Annotated in this window: 22 protein-coding genes; 14 read left to right on the top strand and 8 right to left on the bottom strand. The window is 64.8% G+C overall.

From position 1 onward, the window contains the following. Positions 1 to 36 precede the first annotated feature (36 nt). Entirely contained in the window at positions 37 to 1380 is a 1344-nt protein-coding gene (locus KM135_RS10535) for an alkaline phosphatase family protein (RefSeq protein ID WP_221713965.1), read from the bottom strand. Continuing rightward, positions 1380 to 3680, bottom strand: a complete 2301-nt coding sequence (locus tag KM135_RS10530) for a TonB-dependent receptor (protein ID WP_221713964.1) — start codon at positions 3678 to 3680, stop codon at positions 1380 to 1382. Before KM135_RS10530 ends, KM135_RS10535 begins: the two co-directional genes overlap by 1 nt. A 345-nt stretch (positions 3681 to 4025) precedes the next feature. Here KM135_RS10530 and ahpC point away from each other — a divergent pair, with 345 nt between their 5' ends. The 4 genes from ahpC to KM135_RS10510 all read left to right on the top strand — a co-directional run bounded on the left by ahpC (position 4026) and on the right by KM135_RS10510 (position 10147). Beyond that, complete coding sequence (gene ahpC / locus KM135_RS10525) at positions 4026 to 4589, top strand: alkyl hydroperoxide reductase subunit C (RefSeq protein ID WP_221713963.1); 564 nt, start codon at positions 4026 to 4028, stop codon at positions 4587 to 4589. 149 nt (positions 4590 to 4738) lie between these two features. Beyond that, complete coding sequence (gene ahpF / locus KM135_RS10520; protein WP_221713962.1) at positions 4739 to 6322, top strand: alkyl hydroperoxide reductase subunit F; 1584 nt, start codon at positions 4739 to 4741, stop codon at positions 6320 to 6322. A gap of 176 nt (positions 6323 to 6498) precedes the next feature. After that, the gene (locus tag KM135_RS10515) at positions 6499 to 7584 is read left to right on the top strand and encodes a helix-turn-helix transcriptional regulator (protein ID WP_221713961.1); all 1086 of its coding nucleotides are present in this window, start codon (positions 6499 to 6501) and stop codon (positions 7582 to 7584) included. A gap of 457 nt (positions 7585 to 8041) precedes the next feature. Then, positions 8042 to 10147 (top strand): M3 family metallopeptidase, encoded by a 2106-nt coding sequence (locus KM135_RS10510; RefSeq protein ID WP_246605932.1) that lies wholly within the window; start codon positions 8042 to 8044, stop codon positions 10145 to 10147. A gap of 30 nt (positions 10148 to 10177) precedes the next feature. Here KM135_RS10510 and KM135_RS10505 read toward each other — a convergent pair whose 3' ends face one another. The 3 genes from KM135_RS10505 to KM135_RS10495 form a co-directional block, all read right to left on the bottom strand. Continuing rightward, complete coding sequence (locus KM135_RS10505) at positions 10178 to 10651, bottom strand: DUF6265 family protein (RefSeq protein WP_221713959.1); 474 nt, start codon at positions 10649 to 10651, stop codon at positions 10178 to 10180. Between the two features lie 111 nt (positions 10652 to 10762). Then, positions 10763 to 10942: a YdcH family protein gene (locus tag KM135_RS10500; protein WP_221713958.1), complete on the bottom strand. Its 180-nt coding sequence runs from the start codon at positions 10940 to 10942 to the stop codon at positions 10763 to 10765. After that, positions 10939 to 11160, bottom strand: coding sequence for a hypothetical protein (locus tag KM135_RS10495; protein WP_221713957.1), 222 nt, complete (start codon positions 11158 to 11160; stop codon positions 10939 to 10941). The genes KM135_RS10500 and KM135_RS10495 overlap by 4 nt, the downstream gene beginning before the upstream one ends. A gap of 311 nt (positions 11161 to 11471) precedes the next feature. On the opposite strand from KM135_RS10495, the gene KM135_RS10490 reads away from it, so the two are divergent. Then, positions 11472 to 11942, top strand: a complete 471-nt coding sequence (locus tag KM135_RS10490; RefSeq protein ID WP_221713956.1) for an Hsp20 family protein — start codon at positions 11472 to 11474, stop codon at positions 11940 to 11942. Between the two features lie 367 nt (positions 11943 to 12309). Here KM135_RS10490 and rnhA read toward each other — a convergent pair whose 3' ends face one another. The 3 genes from rnhA to ispH are packed head-to-tail and all read right to left on the bottom strand — an operon-like array spanning position 12310 to position 14711. Next, positions 12310 to 12753: a ribonuclease HI gene (gene rnhA / locus KM135_RS10485; protein ID WP_221713955.1), complete on the bottom strand. Its 444-nt coding sequence runs from the start codon at positions 12751 to 12753 to the stop codon at positions 12310 to 12312. Then, positions 12750 to 13733: a homoserine kinase gene (thrB, locus tag KM135_RS10480; protein ID WP_221713954.1), complete on the bottom strand. Its 984-nt coding sequence runs from the start codon at positions 13731 to 13733 to the stop codon at positions 12750 to 12752. The genes rnhA and thrB overlap by 4 nt, the downstream gene beginning before the upstream one ends. Before the next feature lie 6 nt (positions 13734 to 13739). Continuing rightward, positions 13740 to 14711: a 4-hydroxy-3-methylbut-2-enyl diphosphate reductase gene (gene ispH / locus KM135_RS10475; protein WP_221713953.1), complete on the bottom strand. Its 972-nt coding sequence runs from the start codon at positions 14709 to 14711 to the stop codon at positions 13740 to 13742. Positions 14712 to 14833: 122 nt separating this feature from the next. On the opposite strand from ispH, the gene KM135_RS10470 reads away from it, so the two are divergent. The 9 genes from KM135_RS10470 to tatC all read left to right on the top strand — a co-directional run bounded on the left by KM135_RS10470 (position 14834) and on the right by tatC (position 22333). Further along, entirely contained in the window at positions 14834 to 15508 is a 675-nt protein-coding gene (locus KM135_RS10470; protein ID WP_246605930.1) for a hypothetical protein, read from the top strand. A gap of 220 nt (positions 15509 to 15728) precedes the next feature. Continuing rightward, positions 15729 to 17459 carry an arginine--tRNA ligase gene (argS, locus tag KM135_RS10465; RefSeq protein WP_221713952.1) on the top strand — a complete coding sequence of 577 codons (1731 nt, stop codon included), beginning with the start codon at positions 15729 to 15731 and terminating at the stop codon, positions 17457 to 17459. A 1-nt stretch (position 17460) separates the two neighbouring features. Beyond that, positions 17461 to 18201 (top strand): SPOR domain-containing protein, encoded by a 741-nt coding sequence (locus KM135_RS10460; protein ID WP_221713951.1) that lies wholly within the window; start codon positions 17461 to 17463, stop codon positions 18199 to 18201. A gap of 23 nt (positions 18202 to 18224) precedes the next feature. After that, entirely contained in the window at positions 18225 to 19241 is a 1017-nt protein-coding gene (nagZ, locus tag KM135_RS10455) for a beta-N-acetylhexosaminidase (RefSeq protein WP_221713950.1), read from the top strand. Continuing rightward, on the top strand, positions 19238 to 20071 hold the full coding sequence (locus tag KM135_RS10450) for a segregation and condensation protein A (RefSeq protein WP_221713949.1): 834 nt from the start codon (positions 19238 to 19240) through the stop codon (positions 20069 to 20071). The genes nagZ and KM135_RS10450 overlap by 4 nt, the downstream gene beginning before the upstream one ends. Further along, positions 20068 to 20676 (top strand): SMC-Scp complex subunit ScpB, encoded by a 609-nt coding sequence (gene scpB / locus KM135_RS10445; protein ID WP_221713948.1) that lies wholly within the window; start codon positions 20068 to 20070, stop codon positions 20674 to 20676. Before KM135_RS10450 ends, scpB begins: the two co-directional genes overlap by 4 nt. A gap of 169 nt (positions 20677 to 20845) precedes the next feature. Next, positions 20846 to 21091 carry a twin-arginine translocase TatA/TatE family subunit gene (locus tag KM135_RS10440; RefSeq protein WP_221713947.1) on the top strand — a complete coding sequence of 82 codons (246 nt, stop codon included), beginning with the start codon at positions 20846 to 20848 and terminating at the stop codon, positions 21089 to 21091. Positions 21092 to 21125: 34 nt separating this feature from the next. Then, the gene (gene tatB, locus KM135_RS10435; protein WP_221713946.1) at positions 21126 to 21554 is read left to right on the top strand and encodes a Sec-independent protein translocase protein TatB; all 429 of its coding nucleotides are present in this window, start codon (positions 21126 to 21128) and stop codon (positions 21552 to 21554) included. Further along, positions 21551 to 22333, top strand: coding sequence for a twin-arginine translocase subunit TatC (gene tatC, locus KM135_RS10430; protein WP_221713945.1), 783 nt, complete (start codon positions 21551 to 21553; stop codon positions 22331 to 22333). Before tatB ends, tatC begins: the two co-directional genes overlap by 4 nt. Positions 22334 to 22425 lie beyond the last annotated feature (92 nt).

Below are 22425 nucleotides of genomic sequence, written 5' to 3'. Positions count from 1 at the left end.
CAACCCCTCCCCTGAAGGGGAGGGGCTAGAGGTCGCCTATTTCGCCTTCACGGCCAGCGCCGGCAACTCCGCATCGGGCAGGCCCACGCCGAGCAGTCCCGCCAAGGTCGGCGCGATGGCGCGCATGTCGATGAGGCCGAGATTCTTCCCCTTCGCCACGCTCTTGCCGAGAATGAAGAAGGACGAGCGCAGATTGGGCGCATCCGGGAAATAGCCGTGCGCGCCGCGCGAGCCGGACGGGGCGATCACCGGTCCTGCCGCCTTGGCGAAGCCGCCCGCGCTGGCGCCGGGCGCGAAGTCGATGAGGAAGCTCGCCTGCGGGGTCGCACCCAGCTTCGCGATCTCCGCCTGACCCTCGACGATCCGGTTGACCTTCGCGGCCGGATCGGCCTTGAGCTTCTCCAGCACGCCGCGCACCTTTGCGACCAAAGCCGCATCGTCCGGGCGCTTCAGCACGATCGCGCCCGATCCGCCGGCCATCCAGGGCGCGGCGTCCCAGTCCTTGATCTTGCTGCCTTCCAGCGTCAGCAGCCCCGCGTCGATGAAGGCGCGGAAGAGATTGGTCTCGGTGCTGATCGCCTCGAAGCCATGATCGCTGACCACGGCAATGGCGGCATCGGGCTGCGCCGCCAGTTCGGCCGCGACCAGCTTGCCGACGATGGCGTCGATGCGCTCCAGGATTGCATGCGCTTCCGGCGTGCCCGGTCCCTTGGCATGCTGCTCATGATCGAGCGCGGTCAGATAGACGGTCGCGAAGCCCGGCTTGCGGTCCTGCAACAGGCGCACGGCAAACCGGCCGCGCTTCTCGTCGCCCTCGATGCTCTCGTCGATCCCGGCGGCGTAGCTCTCGCCCAGCTCCGTCTCCAGCGTGGTGACGAGACCCGGCGTGGCAAGGGCCGCGATCAGCTTGGCGTCGTCCGCTGTGCCCGCGCGCCAATATTGCGGCAGGTTCCAGCGCACGTTCGCGCCCACGCTGACCGGCCAGTGGACATTCGCGGTGGAAAGCCCGGCCTTAGCGGCAGCGTCCCACAGCGTCGGCAGCCTGATGTCGCTCGCATACCAGTACCAGCCGTCATAATTGGCCTGGAGCGGATCGAAGGTGTTGTTGCTGAGCACGCCATGTCTGGCCGGGCTGGTGCCGGTCAGCAAGGTTGTGTGGCTGGGATAGGTGACGGTCGGCAGCACGCCGGTCACGCCCGATGCATAAGCGCCGTCCTGCACGAAGCGCCGCAGGTTCGGCACCTTGAGGCCGCGCTTCTCGGCTTCGATCACGTCGGCGGGCCGCAGCCCGTCGATCGAGATCATCAGGACCGGCTCGGCTCCCGCCGCGACTGAGGTCGCGGCGAGGACGAGGCTGGCGACGAGAGCGAGCCGGGCCATCAGTAGCCGGCCTTCAGCGTCACGAAGAACTGCTGCGGCGCGCCCACCAACAGCGTCTGGCGATCGCCGCTGTCGCCCGTGCCCGCCGAGTTGATCGTGCCGATATACTTCTTGTCGAACAGGTTGGAGGCGTTGAGCTGGATCTCGAAGCGCTTGTCATCGTCGCCCATACCGAAGCGATAGCCGAGCGCGGCATCCACCAGCGCGCGGCCGGGGACCGACCGGTCGTTCAGATAATTGAAGTAGCGCCTCGACATGTAATTGACCGAAACCTTGGCGAACAAGGCGCCATCATCATAGGCCAACTCGCCGCGCGCCATGTGCCTGGGGGCATCGACCACGGTCTTGCCCGCGAGCAGGGTCACCTTGCCCGCACCATCGACGACATTGTCGCGATAGGTGGCGTCGGTATAGGTGTAGGACGCGAACAGGCTCACCGCGCGGGTGAGCTTGTAGTCGCCGGCGGCCTCGATGCCGATCGAGCGCACGCCGCCGACATTGGCGAGGACCGACGGGCTGCCGATGATGTCCGGGCCGGAGGCGATGCCGAGCAGGCGATTGCTGAAGTTCACCAGATAGACGCCGACGAGGCCGTTGAACTTCGAGCTATTGTAGCGCGCGCCGGCTTCGTAGGTGTCGGAGGTTTCCGGCTTGATGCTGTTCTTGATGGCGTCGAAGCCCGCCTGCGACGTGCCCCAGATACTGCCGTTGACAGTCGGGAAGGCGCGCGTCGCCTGGCTGAAGCTGGCGAACAGTTCTGCATTGCCGTCAATTTCGAAGACGGCGCCCACGGCTGGCTGGAACCAGTCTTCGGTCTTGAACCGGCCTTCGGGATAGACGTTCTTGATGATCGCCTCGGCGCGGTTTTTGACCCTGTAGCCCTTCCAGCCGATGTTCAGCTTAATTCGGCCGAGGTCGATATTGTCCTGCACCGAATATTCCAGCGTGTCGGTGTAGTAGTTGAAGTTCCACTGCGTGAAGAACGGGCTGGTCGGATAGTCGCGGAAGCTGAGGCCCGGTTCCGTCATGCTGGCATAGGCATAGAAGCGGCGCGCCTGGTTGAACTTGTTGTGCTCGTACCAGCCGGTCACCCTGATCTCGTTGATGCCCATCGTGAAATCCGTCGAGCCGAACAGGCCGAAGCGGTTGATGTCATATTCGGTCGTGCGGACCGACATCGGCACGCCATTGGGACTCGGCGTGTAGGGGGTGCCCCACAGGCCCATGCCTTCATTATGGTGGAAATAGCCCTTGATCGCGACGTTGGTGCGCTCGCCGATCGGCGTGCTGTAGCCAAGCGCGGCGAGCGTGTCCTTGCGCAGGCCCGCGGCGTCATAATAGGCGTCGTCGGCGCTGGTCACATTGCCGGGATAGACTTGACCGCCGGCCACCGGCGCGCCGCTATAATCGTATCGGCCGTCCGGGAAGGGTGAGCCGCCGGTATTGCTGAACAGATCGACGTCATTGAGGCGCCGGGCATAATCGATCGCCCGGGCATAATCGGGATAGCTATTGTCCCAGTCGTAGCCCAGACGATCGAGCATATCGAGCGACATGTCCTGATAGTCCTGTTCGCGCCGGTCGGAATAGCTGAACCAGGCGTCGAGCTGGCCGTCACCGACCGGCAGCACACCCTTGGCGTTGACGAGATGTTGATCCTGCGTGCCGATACCCTTGTGCTTGTCGGTGGTGCCGTAGCCATAGGAGACATAACCGCGAAAGCCGTCCGGGCTGCCGACATTGACGCGCACGAAACCCCGGATGGTCTCGTCGCTGCCGTATGTCGCGCCGGCACGGACGTCGAAATGGTCGAGCGGGTCCGCCGAGAAATATTCGACCGTGCCGCCCAGATTGTTGGTCGACTGCGTGTCGATCGCGCCGGCACCCTGCGAGACGCGGACCGTGCCGATATTTTCCGAGCTGATCGCGCGGCTGATGTGCAGGCCGTTATGGTTGCCGTAGCTCATGTCGCCGAGCGGGATGCCATCGAAGTTGAAGCCGAGCTGCGCCTGGCTGAAGCTGCGGATGGTGACGCGCGTCGACCATTCATAGTTGCCGAACGGGTCCGATGCCTGGACGTTGACGCTGGGCAGCTTTTCGATCGCCTTGATCGGGCTGGAGCCGGGCGTCAGCGTGACGATGTCGGCCGCCGTGATTTCCTGAACCTGGCGCGTTTCACCGCGACCGAAGACGATGATTTCCTCGGCGGCGGCTTCCGCGTCCGGCGCCTGCGCCGAGATCGGCGCGGCGATTGTCATGGTGGCGGCGGATGCGAGCAGGAATGTGAGTCGACGATGCATGGAAGGCCCCTTTTGTTGTGCGTCGAGGGGCCGCTAGGCGCGGTGTGTTGCGTCGCAATGTCGTATTTATTGCGTTGCGATGGAGCTTTTATGGCGTTCAGATGTCTGTTCTATTGTGAACATATGACGGGTAGGCTGCCATCGCCGAAAACATACCATTCGCAAACGAAGCATGCATTTTTCGCAGTTTCACGTGCATTTCACGCAATCGCTTCAATTCATCCGGTTGAGGGCACAGATCGGCTTCATGATCGATTTATTCGATCTATGGATTGATTTTAATCAATTTTGCCTTCGGCAATCGGGTTTATATGTGCGGTGCGTCACATAACCAATGGAGTAGACATGAGCCTCGTAAACACGCCTCTCAAGCCGTTCACCGCCACCGCCTTCAAGCAGGGCAAGTTCGTCGATGTCACGGATGCGGACGTGAAGGGCAAGTGGGCGGTCTTCTTCTTCTACCCTGCGGACTTCACCTTCGTCTGCCCGACGGAGCTTGAGGATCTGGCCGACATCTACCCGACCCTGCAGAAGATGGGCGTCGAGGTGTACTCGGTCTCCACCGACACGCATTTCTGCCATAAGGCCTGGCATGACACCTCGCCGGCCATCGGCAAGATCGATTATTACATGCTGGGCGACCAGAACCACAGCATCTCGAACAATTTCGAGATCCTGCGCGCCGGCGTCGGCCTTGCCGATCGCGGCACCTTCGTCGTCGATCCGGACGGCACGATCCAGCTGGTCGAGATCACGCCGGAAGGCGTCGGCCGCAACGCGACCGAGCTGCTCCGCAAGATCAAGGCGCTGCAGTATTGGGCGAGCCACCCCGGCGAAGTCTGCCCGGCCAAGTGGGAAGAGGGCGAGAAGACGCTCGCTCCCTCGCTCGACCTCGTCGGCAAGATCTAAGCTCACAAACATCGCAGCCCCTCCCCTTCAGGGGAGGGGTTGGGGTGGGGTTCGACGTCGCATCTGATCGCTTCGCGAGCGTTGCCGCGCAACGCCCCCACCCCCAAACCCCTCCCCTGAAGGGGAGGGGCTAACTTAGGAAAACCGCCATGCTCGACGCCGCGATCAAGACTCAGCTTCAGGCCTATATGGGCAATATCCGCCAGCCGATCGAGCTGGTGCCGTCGCTCGACGACAGCGCCAAGGCTTCCGAGCTGCGCGCGCTGCTGGAGCAGATCGCCGAGCTGTCGGACATGGTGACGCTCGCGCCGGATGCGGACGATGCCCGCCGTCCGAGTTTCCTCATCCGTCGCACGGGCACCGATATCGGCGTGCGCTTCGCCGGCATTCCGCTCGGCCATGAGTTCACCTCGCTGGTGCTCGGCCTGCTCCATGTCGGCGGCCATCCGCCAAAGCTGAGCGATGACATCATCGAACAGGTGAAGGCGCTCGACGGCGACTTCCACTTCGAGACCTATTTCTCGCTCTCCTGCCAGAACTGCCCGGACGTCGTGCAGGCGCTGAACACGATGAGCGTGCTCAATCCGCGCATCAGCAACGTCTCGATCGACGGCGCCCTGTTCAAGGACGAGGTCGACGGCCGCAAGATCATGGCGGTGCCGAGCGTCTATCTGAATGGTGAGCTGTTCGCCTCGGGCCGTATGGAGATCGAGCAGATCCTCGCCAAGCTGGATACCGGCGCGGTGGCCAAGGCGGCCGAGAAGATCAGCGCCAAGGATGCGTTCGACGTACTCGTCGTCGGTGGCGGCCCGGCCGGCGCCGCGGCGGCCATCTATGCCGCGCGCAAGGGCATCCGCACCGGCATCGTCGCCGAGCGCTTCGGCGGCCAGGTGCTGGATACGATGGGCATCGAGAATTTCATCTCCGTGCCGCACACCGAAGGGCCGAAGCTCGCCGCGCAGCTGGAGCAGCACGTCAAGGATTATGACGTCGACATCATGAACCTGCAGAAGGCGAGCAAGCTGATCCCGGCCGCCGAGATCGGCGGCTATGCCGAGGTCCAGCTGGAGAGCGGCGCGACCCTGAAGGCCAAGACCGTCATCCTCTCGACTGGCGCGCGCTGGCGCACCATGAACGTGCCGGGCGAGGACGAGTATCGGAACAAGGGCGTTGCCTATTGCCCGCATTGCGATGGTCCGCTGTTCAAGGGCAAGCGCGTCGCGGTCATCGGCGGCGGCAATTCGGGGGTCGAGGCGGCAATCGATCTGGCCGGCATCGTCAGGCATGTCACTTTGATCGAATATGACGGCGCGCTGCGTGCCGACGCCGTGCTGCAGAACAAGCTGCGTAGCCTCTCCAACGTCACCATCATCACCTCCGCTCTCACGAGCGAAGTGCATGGAGACGGCGAGAAGGTGACCGGCCTGACCTGCAAGGACCGCAACAGCGACCAGACGCACCTTGTCGAGCTGGAAGGCATTTTCGTGCAGATCGGCCTCGTGCCGAACACCGAGTTCCTGACCGACGCCGTCGCGCTCAGCGATCGCGGCGAGATCGAGATCGATGCGCGCAGCCATACGTCGCAGCCGGGCATCTTCGCGGCCGGCGATTGCACGACCGTGCCCTACAAGCAGATCGTCATCGCCATGGGGCAGGGCTCCACGGCGGCGCTGTCAGCATTTGATTATCTGATCCGCCTGCCGGCCGAGGAGCAGGAGGCCAAGGCCGCCTGATTCGCCTGCAAGCTGTTCCAAAACAGGCCCGGCGGCGCGAAAATCCGCCGGTTCTGTTCACTACTGGCCGCTCGCTAAAATGGGACGCTCGGTTCGTCGCAATTCGGAACACCGTGCCGTTGACCAGTGTTTCGCTACCTCTGTAGGCAACCTCGGGGTTACAGCGGGTGTGGGCGTTGGAGATTGCAGAACTTGGCGCGCTGATTCACCAGTCCGCGCTCGGCACCGTCTCCTGGCTCGACAGCCTGGACGCCATTGCCTCCTATACCAACTCGGCGCGCGGACAGTTGATCGGGCTCACGACGCCCAGGGTCGATTTCAACTGGGTGACGGGCTTCAGCGCCGAATGGCTGGCCGAGTTCGAGCGGATCGACGGCGGCGACCCTACGCTCAATTTCCGTGTCGCCGCCGGCATCCGGGCGGACCCTCAGCAGGTCGTCCACGAAGCGCATTATGACGCGGCGAAGCGCGGCCTGCGGGACGATCTTTATCTCGATTTCTGTCAGGATCTCGAAATCCCTTTCGGCTGCCAGACGATTGTGGCGCAGGGGCAGGCGGGTTTCGTTGGCTTTGCCGTGTTGCGCACCAATGGCGACGGCAAGACCACGGCCGAGGACCGCGATGCCTTCGCGCGCATCGCGCCGGTCGTGCGCGATGCGGTGGCGCTGCAATGGGCACTCGAAGGGCGCGGCCGGGATCTGCTGCTCGGCTCGTTCGATGCGATCGACAAGGCCGTGCTGTTCCTCGATGCCGGCGGCCGGTCGCTGGCGCAGACCGTGGCGGCCGACCGGCTGCTGAGCGAGGTCTCCACGCTGCATCTCAGGAACCGTCATCTTTTCTGCGATCACCAGCAGGATCAGTCGATGCTCGAACGGGCAATCGGCGCCGTGCTGAGCGGTGCGCAGGGCGAAGCGACGGTCGTGTTGCGGCAACCCTCCGCCATGCCCTTGTTCGCCACCGTTCACGCCTTCACCCCGTCCGAGGCGAACATGGCTTTCCGCCCGCGCGCGATCGTGATCCTGCGCAGCGCGACGCATGGCGGCGCCAACAGTCATGCCTGGCTGCGCCATGCCGGGCTCACGCCTGCCGAGATCGAGATTGCCCGGGCATTGGCCGATGGCACGCCGCGCGATCTGATCGCCGAGCGTCGCGGCGCCCGCATCGGGACCGTGCGGCAGCAGATCAAGACGATCTTCGGTAAACTCGGCGTCCGGCGGGAAGCGGAATTCATCGCGCTGATGGGCCGCAGCCGGCAATTCTAGAGGATTGTCCGCCCTCTACCAGTAGGTAGATGCGGGCCTCGCGCGACTCTGGCACGGAGGCCTCTCGCCGCGCGACTGCTCCCAAAAGATGTTGCGCGGCGAACCGTCGGCCCACTCTGCCGACCGATATTGTGGCGGCCTTCGATCACCTTGCCGCGACCCGGGGTGATCCGTTGCCGTCAGTCGTGGGGGCGTTGGCAGTGGCTGAGCGTGGGCTTGCCACTGCCGCGTCGCTGCCGCGGCCGCCGTCGACAGTCGTTTATTTCGCACAGCGCCGCACCGTGGCATCAAAATGGCGGTGGTGCCGCGATCGGACTCAGATAATGTCCACCCCTTGCAACGACTTGGGCAGGCGATAACAGTCCGCGCCAACACGCCGTTGCCATACACGGCGCAACCTTTTTCTGGGGATGTTCCTGCGATGCCTGCAAAGCACCTTCTTGCTCCATTGACTGCCATGGCCGCCGTGCTCAGCATGCCCGCCATGGCCCAGACGACCGCCAACAGCATCACCGCGGACTGGACCGGCCCCTATGGCGGGGTGCCTGCCTGGGACAAGGTCAAGACCTCCGATTTCCCGGCCGCATTCGAGACGATGATGGCGTCGGTGAAGGTTGAGTTCGAAAAGGTGATCGCCAATCCGGCCGCCCCGACCTTCGACAACACGATGAAGCCGCTGCAGGCCGACACGATCGACAATCGCATCATGCCGATCTGGGGCGTCTACACGTCCAACCTGTCGAACGACGAGGTGCGCAAGCTCCAGCGCGAATGGTCGCCCAAGATCAGCGCCTTCTACAATGAACTGACGCTCGACCCGCGCTATTTCGCCCGCGTGAAGGCGCTTTACGACAAGCGCGACAGCCTGAAGCTCGATGCGAAGCAGATGCGCCTCTTGACCCGCACCTATGACGATCTCGTCGCCAATGGCGCGCAGCTCGATCCGGCCCAGAAGCAGGAGCTGATCCGCATCGAGACGGAGCTTTCCAAGCAGTTCAACGAATTCTCCAACAAGGTGCTGGCCGACGAGGAGAAATATCTGACCTTCACCAGCGAGGCCGACCTGGCCGGGCTGCAGGGCGATTTCATCGCGACGATGAAGTCGGCGGCGGACGAGCGCAAGGTGCAGGGCTGGGTGCTCGTGAACACCCGGTCGTTCGTGCAGCCGTTCCTCGAAACCTCGACCAACCGCGACCTGCGCCGCAAGGTGTTCGAGGCGTTCGCCAAGCGCGGCGACAATGGAGACGCGAACGATACCAATGCCATCATCGCGAAGATCGTGGCGCTGCGCGCCGAGCGGGCAAAGCTGCTCGGCTATCCGACGCACGCGCACTACCGGATGCGCGACACCATGGCCAAGACGCCGGAAAAGGCGATGGAACTCATGATGAAGGTGTGGCCGGCGGCGGTCGCGCGCGTTCATCAGGAAGTCGCCGACATGCAGGCGATTGCCGACGCGGAAGCCACTGCCGGCAAGGGGCCGAAGATCACCATCGAGCCCTGGGACTATCGCTTCTATGCCGAGAAGGTCCGCAAGGCGAAGTACGATCTCGATCAGAACGAGATCAAACCCTATTTCCAGCTCGACAAGATGGTCGCCGCCATGTTCGACGCGGCAGGCCGACTCTATGGCTTCAAGTTCACCGAGAACACCGGCAAGGTGCCGGTTTTCCAGGCCGATGTCCGCACCTTCGAGGTGACGCGCAGCGGCAAGGTGGTCGGCCTTTTCTATCTCGACACCTGGGCCCGCACCGGCAAGCGCTCGGGCGCGTGGATGACGACCTACAAGGGGCAGGATCATCTCAACAAGAGCGAGTATGTGCTCGCGTCGAACAACAACAACTTCGCCAAGGGCACGGCCGGCGCGCCCACGCTCATCAGCGTCGATGATGCCTCGACCTTGTTCCACGAGTTCGGCCACGCGCTGCATTATCTGAGCTACAACATCACCTGGCCGAACCTCGGCACCACGCCGCGCGACTTCGTCGAATATCCGAGCCAGGTGAACGAGAACTGGCTGCTGACGCCCTATGTGCTGCAGACCTATGCTCGCCACTATCAGACCGGCGCGCCGATCCCGCAGGCGCTGGTCGACAAGATCGAGGCGAGCAAGACCTTCAACGAAGGCTTCTCGACGGTGGAATATCTCTCCTCCGCCATTGTCGACATGAAGATGCACCATCGCGCCGAGCCAGTGACCGACGTTGATGCGTTCGAGAAGGCGACCCTGGCCGAGATCGGAATGCCCAGGGAAATGATCATGCGGCACCGCCTGCCGCACTTCAATCACCTCTTCTCGTCGGACAGCTATTCGGCGGGCTATTACAGCTATCTCTGGTCGGAGACGATGGACGCGGACACCTGGGCGGCGTTCGAGGAAAGCGGCAATGTCTGGGATTCCGGCACGGCGACGCGCTTCAACACGACCTTGCTCTCGACGGGCAACGAGACCGACCGCGCCGAGGCCTATCGCGCCTTCCGCGGTCGCGATCCGGACGTGAACGCGCTGCTGCGTCGCCGTGGCTTCCCGGTTCCAGGCGAAGCGGTGGGCAAGGGGAACTGAGCTCGTTCAGGGTGATGGTCAGGCGGGCTCTCAAGCCCGCTTGAACTTCCACTTCATCGGTCGCGCGCCGTCCTTGAGGGCGATCTCGGCTTCCAGATTGCCCTCCACCAGCCGGTAGGTAACGCGCTGCGGGTAGTCGTGCGCGGCGTTGACGAAGCTGACCTCCGCCGCGCCGCCCGCCGGCGCGACATGCCTGTCCATGACGAAGCGCGTCGGTGGCGCACCCTTGGGCTGGCCCAGGAAGGCGATCGCCTCGCCCTCGCGCACGATGCGCATATGCTCGAAGTCGATGCTTCTCTGGGCATCGAACGTGTGGCCGCTGCCGAGCATCATCGTGCCGCGCGCCACCGTCCAGCATTCCTCGCTGCGTCGGCCTGTATTGCTCTGCTCGGTGATCCAGCAGCCCGCCATCCAGTCCGGCAGCTTCGGCGCGTCCGTCTGCGCGTTCGCCGCACCGCCAGCCAGCGTCATCGCCAAGGCATAGAGCCCGTTTCTGATGTGCATAAATCGTCCTCCCTTGCGAGAGGCTGCGTCTCCCGGAACACGGAGTCAATCGGGAGGGCGATCGCAGCGACGCCCGATCGAAGACCGGGCGTCGCATGCGTGTCAAGGCCTCTATGCCGCGATCATGCAGTCGCGCTGCCATTGCGCGATCTGATCCTTCACGGCGAGCTTCTGCTTCTTCAGCCGTGCGATGGCGACGCTATCGGGAAACCGCGCCGCGCGCTGGTCCGCGATGGCCGCTTCCAGCCGATCATGTTCGCGCTGGAGATAGGAGAGGAAGCGATTGCTCATGAGCCTGCTCCCTGCGTCCGATCGAGCTTCCTGAGTGCTGCCAGAACATCCCGGACGGGAACGGGGCGCTTGAGGCCCGGTGGACGGCGCAGTTCCGGCCGGTCTTTCACCGCCGCTCTGTCCGATGCCCAGGACGCCAGAATGGCGCGCTTCACCTCGGGCTCGAGGGTTGGATGCTTGACCACGTCATAGGGTCGTTGAAAGTGGTCGAGAGACATGGATTTTTGCCTCCTTTCTTCCAGTCACTCCTTCCAGTTCGGCGAGAGTCGCCGTCGCGATATTTTGGCGAATGCTGCTCCCACGTCAAGAGGGTAAGGCCATGATAACGAATGCATTAATCAGCGACGCCGCATCGCCGCGGGATTTTTCGCGGGGACTCAAATTTTCTTGAAGGGATATCTTGAAGCCAGTTTGAGTCGTCCTAAATTTTCGTTCGCCGGGCGCCGTTTCGGGTCCGGTGGGACAGCGAGAGCACCGGCTCTCTCCGGTGCTTCTCACGCCCAAATTGCTTCAAAAGGAGGATTTGGAAATGAGAACGAATTTCGACTTCACGCCCTATCGCCGTTCGACGGTCGGCTTCGATCGTCTCTTCAATCTGCTGGAAGCAGGCGCTCGCGAGGATGACGGCCACCCGCCTTTCGACATTCTGAAGGATGGCGAGGGCAGCTACCGCATCACGATCGCGCTTGCGGGCTTCCGGCCCGAGGAGATCGAGGTGGTGGCGCAGCAGAACCAGCTTGTCGTGACGGGCAAGCCGTCCGAAGAGGCGGCGCGTGGCACCCACATCCATCGCGGCATTGCGACCCGCTCGTTCGAGCGGCGCTTCCAGTTGGCGGATTTCGTCGAAGCGGGCGAAGCGACCTTCGCGAACGGGCTGCTCAGCATCGCGCTGAAGCGCGTCGTGCCCGAAGCCATGAAGCCTCGCAAGATCGCGATTGCCGGGAGTTCCTCTGCTGCGAGGATCGAAGCACCTAGGGATCAGGCGCGCGAAGCGGCCTGATCTCCCCGCTGCGGCCGGCCCTCGCGAGCAGGGCCGGCGGCCTCTCAGCCGACAATATGGAACAGCCTGCGCCCGGTGTGGCGCGGGACGCACGGAGATGAGCATGGCGTGGTTTCGATCAAAGCGGATGCCTCGCGCGGCGTTGCCCGATTTTCGGGCGCAGTTCGACGCGCTTTTCGCGGATACTGCGAATGACCCCGGACTGGCACTGCGGGTTACAGACGACCCCGACGCCGATCATGTCGTCGTGACCATCCCGTTTCTTCGGTCGGGCCTGGTCGAGAGAGTCTCGCCGGGCGGATGGTATGATCGGCGGCAGATGCCGACGACCATGACGACCGGGTAGCAGCGCGGCGAGGTCGAACCGTCAGGAGCCGCGCGCTACTTCCGCTGCGTCGCTCGCCAACCGGTCGGCCCGCTCGTTCTCGGGATGGCCGGAATGCCCCTTCACCCATTGCCAGTCGATTTGGTGCGGCCTCGTCGCGTCCAGCAGGGCCTGCCAGAGATCGGCATTCTTCACCGGCTTCTTGTCGGCCGTGCGCCAGCCATTGCGCACCCAGCCATGCACCCATTTGGTGATGCCGTCCTTCACATAGACGCTGTCGGTCGAGAGCACGACATGGCAGGGCCGCTTCAGTGCCTTGAGGCCCTCGATCGCCGCCATCAGCTCCATGCGGTTGTTGGTCGTATGCGTTTCGCCGCCGGAAAGCTCCCTTTCCTTGTCGCCGAAGCGCAGCACAGCGCCCCAGCCGCCGGGGCCGGGATTGCCCTTGCACGCGCCGTCGGTGAAGAGGTGGACGGGCTCGCTCATACCAGCCGGCCGAACAGCCGCTCCGCGGGCAGGGTGGCATAGGTTTCCAGCCGGCGCAGATAGGCGAGCGGGTCCTTGCGAGTCACGAGCGCGGTCGGCGGCGTGTTGATCCAGTCATAGGCGCGCGTCAGCAGGAAGCGCAGCGCCGCGCCGCGCGCCAGGACCGGCAATGCCTCATGTTCCTCGCCGGTCAGCCCATGGCTAGCGACATAGCCATAGACCAGATGCTGCGAGACCGTCTCGTCGAAGACCGCACCGTCGGGCGAGAAGGCCCAGGCGCCATGCGTGACGGCGAGGTCGTAGGCGCGGATGTCGGTGCAGCTGAAATAGAAGTCGATCAGGCCGCCGACCTCGTCCCCGCGCATCAGCACATTGTCCGGGAAGAGATCGGCGTGGATCACGCAGCGCTCGAGTTGCGTCGGCCAGTGCGCGTCGAGGAACGCCAGCTCACGCCGCACATAATCGTGCAGCCCGCTCTCGATCTCGTCCAGACCCTTGCCGCAGGCGTCGGCCAGCTTGTGCCAGCCTTCCGGCCCGAGCGCATTGGGCCGCTCGCCCGTGAAGCTCTCGGCCGCGCGATGCAGCTGGCCGAGCGCCACGCCGGTCGATCGCGCCTGCGCCGGTGTCGGCTGCGTTACCGAGACGCCGCTGAGAAACTCGATGAGGCAGGCCGGGCGTCCGCACAGGGTCTGCAGCGTCTGCCCCTCGCGGTCGTGGATGAAGCGCGGGACGAGGCAGCCGCGCTCGCCCAGATGGTCGAGCAGCGCGAAGAAGAAGGGCAGGTCCGCCACATCGACGCGCTTTTCGTAGAGCGTCAGGATGAACCGCGCGCCCTTGCCGTCCGCCCCGGTCGTATCGACCAGATAATTGCTGTTCTCGACCCCCTCGGCGATGCCCTTGGCCGCGAGCAGGGTGCCGACGTCATAAAGTTCGAGGAAGCGTGCCAGTTCCTCGGCCGGGACTTGCGTATAGACTGCCATCCTCGCTCAGGCCGCTTCGAGGCCGCGCGGCAGCTTGAACGCGATGTCCTCCGTGGTCGTGAGCACTTCCTCCTCCGTGACGGCGAAGTGCTCGGCCAGTTTCTCGATCACGCCGCGCACCAGTATTTCCGGTGCGCTCGCGCCCGCCGTGATGCCGAGCGTCGCGATGTCGCCCAGCCAGTCGAAGTCGATCTCGTCGGCGGTCTGGATCAGCCGCGCGCGGGTTCCCAATCGCTCGGCGACCTCGACCAGCCGCAGCGAATTGGAGCTGTTGGGCGCTCCGATGACCAGCACGGCCTCGGCACGGGCGGCGATCGCCTTGGCCGCTGCCTGCCGGTTGGAGGTCGCATAGCAGATGTCCTCGCCCTTGGGCGCGACGATGTCCGGGAAGCGGCGCGTCAGCGCATCGACGATGGCGGCGGTGTCGTCCACCGAGAGCGTGGTCTGCGTGAGGAAGGAGAGCTGTTGGCCCGGCGCTGGCGTGAACGTCTCGGCGTCCGCCTCCGTTTCGATCAGCGTCATGCTGCCCTCGGTCACCTGACCGAAGGTGCCGATCACTTCGGGATGATTGGCATGGCCGATGAAGAGGATATGCCGCCCGGCCTGCACCTGGCGCTCGGCCTGGCGATGGACCTTGGAGACGAGCGGGCAGGTGGCGTCGAGATAGTCGAGGCCGCGCGCCTGCGCATTGGCCGGCACGACCTTGGGCACGCCATGCGCGGAAAAGACGACCGGCCGCCCGTCCGGCACTTCGTCGAGTTCTTCCACAAAAACCGCGCCCTTGGCCCGCAAGCCATCGACCACGAAGCGGTTATGCACGATCTCGTGGCGCACATAGACCGGCGCGCCGAACTTCTCGAGCGCGCGCTCGACGATCATGATCGCCCGATCGACACCGGCGCAGAAGCCGCGCGGCGCTGCGATGAGGACTTTGAGCGGGGGAAGGCCGCTGTGCGCGGGCGTTAATCTGCTGGCCATGTCACGCTCTTTAGGGCGATGCGCGGCGCAGGGAAAGGCGCTTCCTTTCGGTTGCGCGCCCGGGGGATCATGACTAGGAAGCGCGGACTTGTTTGCGAGCGGGCGGTCCATTGGTGCCCGTCATGGAAGGATTTGGAGCCATCGTGCGGATTGCCGCTGCATCGAGATTTGCCGCCCTCGGCATCGTTCTGGCTCTGGTGGCGGGCTGCGCCAAGCGCGGCGACATCGATGCGTCGGGGCAGGGCATCATCCAGTTCCGCACGTCTTGTCCTGTGGTGGGCGTCCCCGCGCACACCGGCGACATGACGATTTTCGATCCGCCGGCGAACCGCGATGCGGCCGCGGTGGACGTGGTTGCGAATCTTACGGACGTGCGCTCGACCTGCGTGACGCAGGGCGATCAGATCCAGACGCAGGTGACCTACACGGTCAATGCGCTGCGCCGCGACGGCACCGGCGCCCGTGAAGTGATCCTGCCCGTGTTCACCACCGTCGTGCGGGGCGGCACCAATGTCGTCGCCAAGCGCATCGCCTCGGTACGGCTGAGCTTCGCCGACGGATCGCTTCGCGCCCATGCGACCGGCTCGGCCAGCTCGTCGATCGATCGTGCGCAGGCGACCTTGCCGGACGATATCCAGCGCCGCATCACGCGCCCGCGCAAGTCTGGCGACGCCGATGCCGCGCTCGATCCGCTGGCCCAGCCCGAGGTCCGCGCTGCGATCCAGCGAACCAGCTTCGAGCTGCTCGTCGGGTTCAATCTGACCAGCGATCAGCTTCGCTACAACATCACCCGCTGAGATTTTCAGGGCGTCTCATCAATTGGCTCAGGGCGAGCCGAAAATGGCCTTTTTCGAGACCCGGCGCGCAGCGTATTAAAAGTACGTGAGCGCCGGAAGCGCAGAAAGGGGCCATTTGCAGGCCGCCTTGGGTCAATTGATGAGATGCCCGATACGGCGGCCTTGCGACCGCAGCCTCATTATCGGTAAGGCGGCCGCCGCTGACAGGATGGCTTGAGACATGAGTATTTTCGCCCGTATCGCGGCCGCCCTGGACGGCCTGCTCGATGACATGACGGCCGCCGGCGAGCTGCCGGCCGGCCTCAACCGCTCGTCTGTCACGGTCGAGCCGCCGCGCGACGCCAGTCATGGCGACATGGCGACCAATGCCGCCATGGTGCTGGCCAAGCCCGCCGGCACCAATCCGCGCGCACTGGCCGAGCTCATCGCGGCGCGCCTGCGCAATCTGGCCGAGGTCGAGACGGTCGATATCGCCGGCCCCGGCTTCATCAACATGCGGCTCGATCGCACGGCCTGGGAAGGCGAACTGACCGCCGTCCACGCCGCCGGTGCAGACTACGGCCGCTCGACGATGGGCGCCGGGCGCACCGTGAACGTCGAATATGTCTCGGCAAATCCGACCGGCCCCATGCATATGGGCCATTGCCGCGGCGCGGTGGTGGGCGACGCGCTCGCCAGCCTGCTCGGCTTCGCGGGTTTCAAGGTGACGCGCGAATATTACATCAACGATGCCGGCGCGCAGGTGCAGACGCTCGGCAGGTCCGTGCACCTGCGCTATCGCGAGGCGCTCGGCGAGGATATCGGTGCGATCCCCGAGGGCTATTATCCCGGTGAATATCTGATCCCGATCGGTCAGCAGCTCGCCGCCGAGTTTGGCGATACCTATGCGAGCGCGCCGGAGAGCGAATGGCTCGATCTGTTCCGCGAGCGTGCCGTCGCCGCGATGATGGACATGATCCGCGACGATCTCGCATTGCTCGGCATCCATCATGACGTGTTCGCGTCCGAGGCGGCGGTGCAGAGCGCCGGGAAGGTCGATGTCGCGCTCAAGCGGTTGGAGGGCGAGGGCCTCATCTACAAGGGCGTGCTCGAGCCGCCCAAGGGCGAGCTTCCCGACGATTGGGAGCCGACCGAAATGACCCTGTTCCGCGCGACGCGGTTCGGCGACGACAGCGATCGCCCGGTGCGCAAATCGGACGGCGGCCTCACCTATTTCGGCACCGATCTCGCTTATCACGCCCAGAAGGCGGAGAGCGCCGACATTCTGGTCGACATCTGGGGCGCCGATCATGGCGGCACGGTCAAGCGCATCAAGGCGGCCGTGCAGGCGCTGACCGGCGGCAAGGTCGAGTTCGACGTGAAGCTGGTCCAGATGGTCCGGCTGATGCGCAATGGCGAGCTGGTCCGCATGGGCAAAAGGCTCGGCAATTTCGTGACGCTGGCCGATGTGGTCGAGGAAGTCGGCAAGGATGTGGTGCGCTTCACGATGCTGACGCGCAAGGCCGACGCGCAGATGGACTTCGACTTCGCCAAGGTGGTGGAAGCCTCGAAGGACAACCCGGTTTTCTATGTCCAGTACGCGCATGCCCGCATCGCATCGCTCGGCCGGCGCGTGAAAGAGGCGTTTCCGGGCGAACTTCCTTCACCGGACCTGTCCCGCTTCGGGGCGGAAGAGCTGGACCTGATCAAGCAGATGGCGAACTTTCCGCGCGTCGTGGAGGCTGCCGCCAACGCCCATGAACCGCATAGAATTGCCTTTTATCTCTATGACTTGGCTGCGTCCTTCCATGGCTGGTGGAATCTCGGTAATGACCAGCCCGAGCGGCGTGTCATCGTGGCCGACGACATAGGGTTAACGGCATCTCGACTACACTTGAGCGCTGGAATCGCTCAGGTTATCAGAAACGGGCTCGCTCTGATGGGGGTCAGGGCGCTTGAGGAGATGAGCTGAGATGTCGGACGAGCGCAACGAGGAGGGGCTCAACCTGGACGATGCCGATCGGCTGCCCTGGCTGGAGCCAGCTGGCGTCGATGAAGAGTATGACAAGGCGTCGCCGTTCAAGGTGCTGGGCCTGGTCGCGCTCGGTCTCCTGCTGCTCGGCGTCATTGTCGGCGGTGGCTATTGGCTCAAGAACCGCAACGCTGTCGTCGGCGCCGAGGAAGCCAAGCTGATCCCGTCCGACGGCGCGACCTACAAGATTCCGGCCAACGCCTCCGATGCGAAGGAATTCGACGGGGAGGGCGATGCGAGCTTCGAGGCGAGCGAAGGCGGCGATGCTGCCGGCCGCATCGATGCCAGCAAGGTGCCCGAGGCGCCGCGCACCGATCTAAAGGCTGCCGCCAAGGCCGAGCCGACCGCCAAGCCCGCCGCCGCCAAGCCGACGGTGACGGCTGCCGTGAAGACGGTCGATGCCGATGCGAAGAAGCCCAATGCGGCCGCGACGGGCGCTGCCGGCGGTGCCGCGCGCATCCAGCTCGGCGCGTTCGGCTCCAAGCCGCTGGCCGAGGACGTCTGGAAGAAGCTGTCCGGTCGCTTCGACTATCTGGGTCCGCTCACCCATTCGGTCGAGCCGGTCGAGACCGGTGGCAAGACGCTCTATCGCCTGCGCGTGAATGTCGCCTCGGCGGCGGACGCGACCTCGACCTGTGGCAAGTTGCGCGTCGCTGGCGAAAACTGCATGGTGGTGCGCTAAGTCAGAAGCGTGAGTCTGCCGGCATGAAGCCAGTAATCTTCGGTCTGGCTGGCACCACGGTAAGCGATGAGGAGCGGGCGCTCTTCACGGCGAGCCAGCCGGCCGGCTATATCCTGTTCGATCGCAACATCGGCGACAAGGCGCAGCTGCGCGCCCTGACCGACGATCTGCGCGAGATCGCCGGGCGCGAGGACCTCTACATCCTGATCGATCAGGAGGGCGGGCGCGTCCGCCGCATGAAGTCGCCGGTCTGGCCGGAATACCCCGCTGCCGGTGCCTTCGATGCGCTCTACGAGGTCGCGCCGTCCAGCGCGATCGAGGCAGCGCGCTGCAATGCCCGTGCGCTCGGCGCCATGCTGGCCGAGGCCGGCATCACCGCCGACGCTGCCCCCGTGCTCGACGTGCGACAGGAAGGCGCGAGCGATGTGGTCGGGGACCGCTCCTTTGGCCATGATCCCATGCGCGTCGCCGCGCTTGGCCGCGCGACCTTGGAGGGCCTGCGCGAAGGCGGCGTCGTCGGCTGCATCAAGCATATGCCGGGCCATGGCCGCGCCCTGGTCGACAGCCACAAGGAACTGCCCCGCGTCGAGGCGAGCGGTTGGGATCTCGAAAAGGATCTCGCCCCGTTCCGCGCGCTCAACCAGTCACCGGTCGGCATGACCTGCCATTGTCTCTACACCGCCTGGGATGCCGAGCGCCCGGCCAGCCTTTCGCCGATCGTCATCAGCGAGATCATCCGCGACGCGATCGGCTTCGACGGTCTGCTGCTCTCCGACGATCTCGACATGAAGGCGCTTAATGGCACGGCCGACGACCTCGCCCTCGGCGTCGTCGAGGCGGGCTGCGACATCGCGCTCAATTGCTGGGGCCGCATGGATGAGATGACGGCCATCGTCGCGCGCCTGCCTGAGATGAGCGACCGCTCCCGCGAGCGTCTTGATCGCGCCATGACGAGCATCAAGGCCGGCCCGGCCGCGGACTGGCCGATCGAGCGCGCCCTTGCGACCCGCGACGCATTGCTCGCAAAGTCCGCCGCATGACCGGCGAGACGCCGATCCAGGAAAAGCTCGACCTCGATGTCGATGCCCTGCTCGGCGACTCTGACTGGGCCGAGCCGGTCCGTCGCGTCCCCGGCGAAGCGGTCCTCACCGTCTCGACCGAGGGCTGGGAAGGGCCGCTCGACCTGCTGCTCGCGCTTGCCCGCACGCAGAAGGTGGACCTGCGCGAAATCTCGATCCTCGCGCTGGTCGAGCAATATCTGCGCTTTATCGAGGAAGCGGTCGAGCTCAGGCTGGAGCTGGCCGCCGACTATCTCGTCATGGCCGCCTGGCTCGCCTATCTCAAGTCGGGGCTCCTGTTGCCCAAGGAAGCCCAGCCCGATCCCTCGCCCGAGGAACTGGCGCTGCGTCTGCATCTGCGTCTCCAGCGGCTGGAAGCGATGCGCGAGGCCGGCGCGCGCCTGATGGGCCGCGATCGAATCGGCCGCGACGTCTTCGTCCGCCCCGCGCCGGAAGGGCTGCACCGGCCGAAGTCGATCGTCTGGCAAGCCAGCCTGTTCGAGCTGATCCAGGCCTATGGCCAGGTGAAAGCACGCACCGCGCCACGCATCCACGTCGTCGCCCGCCGCCCGGTCATGACCCTCGACGAGGCGATCGAGCGCGTCTCCCGCCTGCTCGGCATGGAGATCGACTGGACGGACCTCAGCCGCTTCCTGCCCGAAACGGCTGATCCGGTGCTGCGCCGCTCGGCACTCGCCAGCAGCTTCGTCGCCGCGTTGGAGCTCGCCAAGCAGGGCCGGGTTGAGCTGCGTCAGGAAGCGATCTTCGCGCCGCTCTATCTCAAGCCCGCTTCGCTCGGGGCGCCCGCATGAGCCTGACCGTGGCCGCCCGTCTGGTCGAGGCCGTCCTCTTCGCGGCGGAAGGGCCGCTGACCCCGCAGGAAATCGCTCGCCATGCCGCGCTGGAAGAGAGCATCCTGCCGCATCTGACGGCGCTTGCCGATCATTATGCCGGGCGCGGCATCGAGCTGGTCGAGCGTGGCGGCCGCTGGCATTTCCAGACCGCGACCGACCTGTCCTACATCCTGCGCCGCGAGCGCGAGGAGCCGCGCAAGCTCAGCCGCGCCGCCGTCGAGACCCTGGCGATCATCGCCTATCACGAACCGGTGAGCCGCGCCGAGATCGAGGCGATTCGCGGCGTGCAGGTCGCCAAGGGGACGCTCGACGTGCTCATGGAAGCGGGCTGGATTCGCCCCGCCGGCCGCCGCGAGGTGCCGGGGCGCCCGCTCATCTATGCGACCACGCCCGACTTCCTCAGCCATTTCGGCCTCGCCAGTCGCCGCGATCTGCCCGGCATCGAGGATCTTCGCGCCGCCGGCCTGCTCGATCCGATCGATCTGGCGATGGAAAATATGGAGTCGCAGTCGCTGCTCGAAAATGACGAGGAGCAGGACGAAGACGAGGACAACGAAGCCTGACCGCTGCTGGCGAATTTCGGGATTCGGGCCGTGACGGTCGCGCTCCTGTCACAATCGGGGCACATGGGGCGGTGTTCGGTCCCGTCCGGGGCAATGATCCGGGCCGTCACGGGCATTGCAGAAGCTGGCCCAAGAGCCTAGTTAGACGGCTCGCACAGGAGATTTTAGAATGGGTTCCTTTTCCGCCCTTCACTGGATCGTCGTCGTCCTGGTCATCGTGCTGCTATTCGGTGGCGGCCGCATTTCCGGTCTGATGGGTGACGTCGCCAAGGGCATCAAGAGCTTCAAGAAGGGCATGGCGGACGATGAGGACGAAGCGGCCTCTTCGGCCAAGCCCGCCCAGCGTATCGAGCAGCGCACCAGCCCGACCGGCGATCAGACGGCCGCCCGCGACGAGCAGAAGCTCGACAGCTGATCCGCGCCCGCGCTGAGGCGACGGAAGGCCCGCCATGTTCGACATAGGCTCGTCCGAGCTGCTGCTCATCATCGTCGTCGCCATCGTGGTGATCGGCCCGAAGGACTTGCCGCGCGCGCTCTACAAGCTCGGCCAGGTCATCGGGAAGGCCAAGGGCATGGCCCGCCATTTCCGCACTGGTGTCGATGCGATGATTCGCGAGGCCGAGCTGGAAGAGCTGCAGAAGCAGTGGGCCAAGGAAAACGAGCGAATCATGGCCTCGACACGCATTCCGGAATTCGATGCGGCGGCTGAACCGGTCGTCGACGAGACGGCGCCGCAACTGCCTGCGTCCGAGACAGCCGAGAGCGCCGATGCCGCAGCGCCCGACGTGCCGCCTTACCAGACCGATCCCGGCCCCCAGTCGGATCCCGACCAGCCGGGCCTGCCGCTCGAGACTCCCAAGGGGACGTCCGCGGCATGAGGGATATCGACGAGTCCAAGGCGCCGCTGATCGAGCACCTCATCGAGTTGCGCCGCCGCCTGCTCATCAGCGTCGCGGCGTTGTTCATCTCCGGGGTCATCTGCTATTATTTCGCGGACCAGCTCCTCGCTTTCCTCGTCCAGCCGCTCAAGGACGGCTTCGGCGCGGACACGGGCCGGCTCGTTTATACCAAGCTGTATGAAGCCTTCTTCGTGGAGCTGAAGGTCGCCCTGTTCGGCGCCTTCTTCATCTCCTTCCCCATCACCGCGAACCAGCTCTGGCTGTTCATCGCGCCCGGCCTCTACGCCAAGGAGAAGCGCGCGCTGCTGCCGTTCCTGCTGGCGACGCCCATATTGTTCGTCGGCGGCGCGGCCTTCGCTTATTATCTGGTGATGCCGACGGCCTTCCATTTCTTCCTGAAATTCCAGGGGGATGCGGGCGGCCTCAGCGTCGAGGCGCTGCCCAGCATGGACAGTTACCTGAGCCTCGTCATGCAGTTCATCCTCGCCTTCGGCATCAGCTTCCTGCTGCCGGTGCTGGTGATGCTGCTCAATCGCGCGGGCATCGTCTCGCGCGCGCAACTGATCGGCGCGCGGCGCTATGTCATCGTCGGCGCCGTCGTCGTCGCGGCCGTGCTGACGCCGCCGGACGTCATTTCCCAGCTGATGCTCGCGATCCCGCTGTGCCTGCTTTACGAGCTGGCCCTGATCGCGATCTGGTTTACGGATCGCCGCGCCGCCAAGGAAAGTGATGAACAGGCGATCGTGAAGGCCGAGTAGAGAAAGTCACGGCCACAAAATCGCGGCCGTCACGTGTCCACAACTGCACGTTGGCAAGACAGCTTCTTTACGCTGGACGCATTGTTTCGACG

The organism is Sphingobium xanthum (assembly GCF_019737615.1).
Lineage (GTDB): Bacteria > Pseudomonadota > Alphaproteobacteria > Sphingomonadales > Sphingomonadaceae > Sphingobium > Sphingobium xanthum.
The sequence above is the reverse complement of the archived record's forward strand: the minus strand, read 5'-3'. Positions and strand labels throughout refer to the sequence as shown.

Coding starts and splice junctions, on each gene's coding strand:
- KM135_RS10505 (WP_221713959.1), bottom strand. CDS start 10,651: ATGCACATCAGAAACGGGCTCTATGCCTTGGCGATGACGCTGGCTGGC.
- tatC (WP_221713945.1), top strand. CDS start 21,551: ATGAGGGATATCGACGAGTCCAAGGCGCCGCTGATCGAGCACCTCATC.
- KM135_RS10535 (WP_221713965.1), bottom strand. CDS start 1,380: ATGGCCCGGCTCGCTCTCGTCGCCAGCCTCGTCCTCGCCGCGACCTCA.
- ispH (WP_221713953.1), bottom strand. CDS start 14,711: ATGGCCAGCAGATTAACGCCCGCGCACAGCGGCCTTCCCCCGCTCAAA.
- KM135_RS10450 (WP_221713949.1), top strand. CDS start 19,238: ATGACCGGCGAGACGCCGATCCAGGAAAAGCTCGACCTCGATGTCGAT.
- KM135_RS10500 (WP_221713958.1), bottom strand. CDS start 10,942: ATGAGCAATCGCTTCCTCTCCTATCTCCAGCGCGAACATGATCGGCTG.
- tatB (WP_221713946.1), top strand. CDS start 21,126: ATGTTCGACATAGGCTCGTCCGAGCTGCTGCTCATCATCGTCGTCGCC.
- scpB (WP_221713948.1), top strand. CDS start 20,068: ATGAGCCTGACCGTGGCCGCCCGTCTGGTCGAGGCCGTCCTCTTCGCG.
- KM135_RS10490 (WP_221713956.1), top strand. CDS start 11,472: ATGAGAACGAATTTCGACTTCACGCCCTATCGCCGTTCGACGGTCGGC.
- ahpF (WP_221713962.1), top strand. CDS start 4,739: ATGCTCGACGCCGCGATCAAGACTCAGCTTCAGGCCTATATGGGCAAT.
- thrB (WP_221713954.1), bottom strand. CDS start 13,733: ATGGCAGTCTATACGCAAGTCCCGGCCGAGGAACTGGCACGCTTCCTC.
- KM135_RS10510 (WP_246605932.1), top strand. CDS start 8,042: ATGGCCGCCGTGCTCAGCATGCCCGCCATGGCCCAGACGACCGCCAAC.
- KM135_RS10460 (WP_221713951.1), top strand. CDS start 17,461: ATGTCGGACGAGCGCAACGAGGAGGGGCTCAACCTGGACGATGCCGAT.
- rnhA (WP_221713955.1), bottom strand. CDS start 12,753: ATGAGCGAGCCCGTCCACCTCTTCACCGACGGCGCGTGCAAGGGCAAT.
- ahpC (WP_221713963.1), top strand. CDS start 4,026: ATGAGCCTCGTAAACACGCCTCTCAAGCCGTTCACCGCCACCGCCTTC.
- KM135_RS10530 (WP_221713964.1), bottom strand. CDS start 3,680: ATGCATCGTCGACTCACATTCCTGCTCGCATCCGCCGCCACCATGACA.
- nagZ (WP_221713950.1), top strand. CDS start 18,225: ATGAAGCCAGTAATCTTCGGTCTGGCTGGCACCACGGTAAGCGATGAG.
- KM135_RS10495 (WP_221713957.1), bottom strand. CDS start 11,160: ATGTCTCTCGACCACTTTCAACGACCCTATGACGTGGTCAAGCATCCA.
- argS (WP_221713952.1), top strand. CDS start 15,729: ATGAGTATTTTCGCCCGTATCGCGGCCGCCCTGGACGGCCTGCTCGAT.
- KM135_RS10440 (WP_221713947.1), top strand. CDS start 20,846: ATGGGTTCCTTTTCCGCCCTTCACTGGATCGTCGTCGTCCTGGTCATC.
- KM135_RS10470 (WP_246605930.1), top strand. CDS start 14,834: ATGGAAGGATTTGGAGCCATCGTGCGGATTGCCGCTGCATCGAGATTT.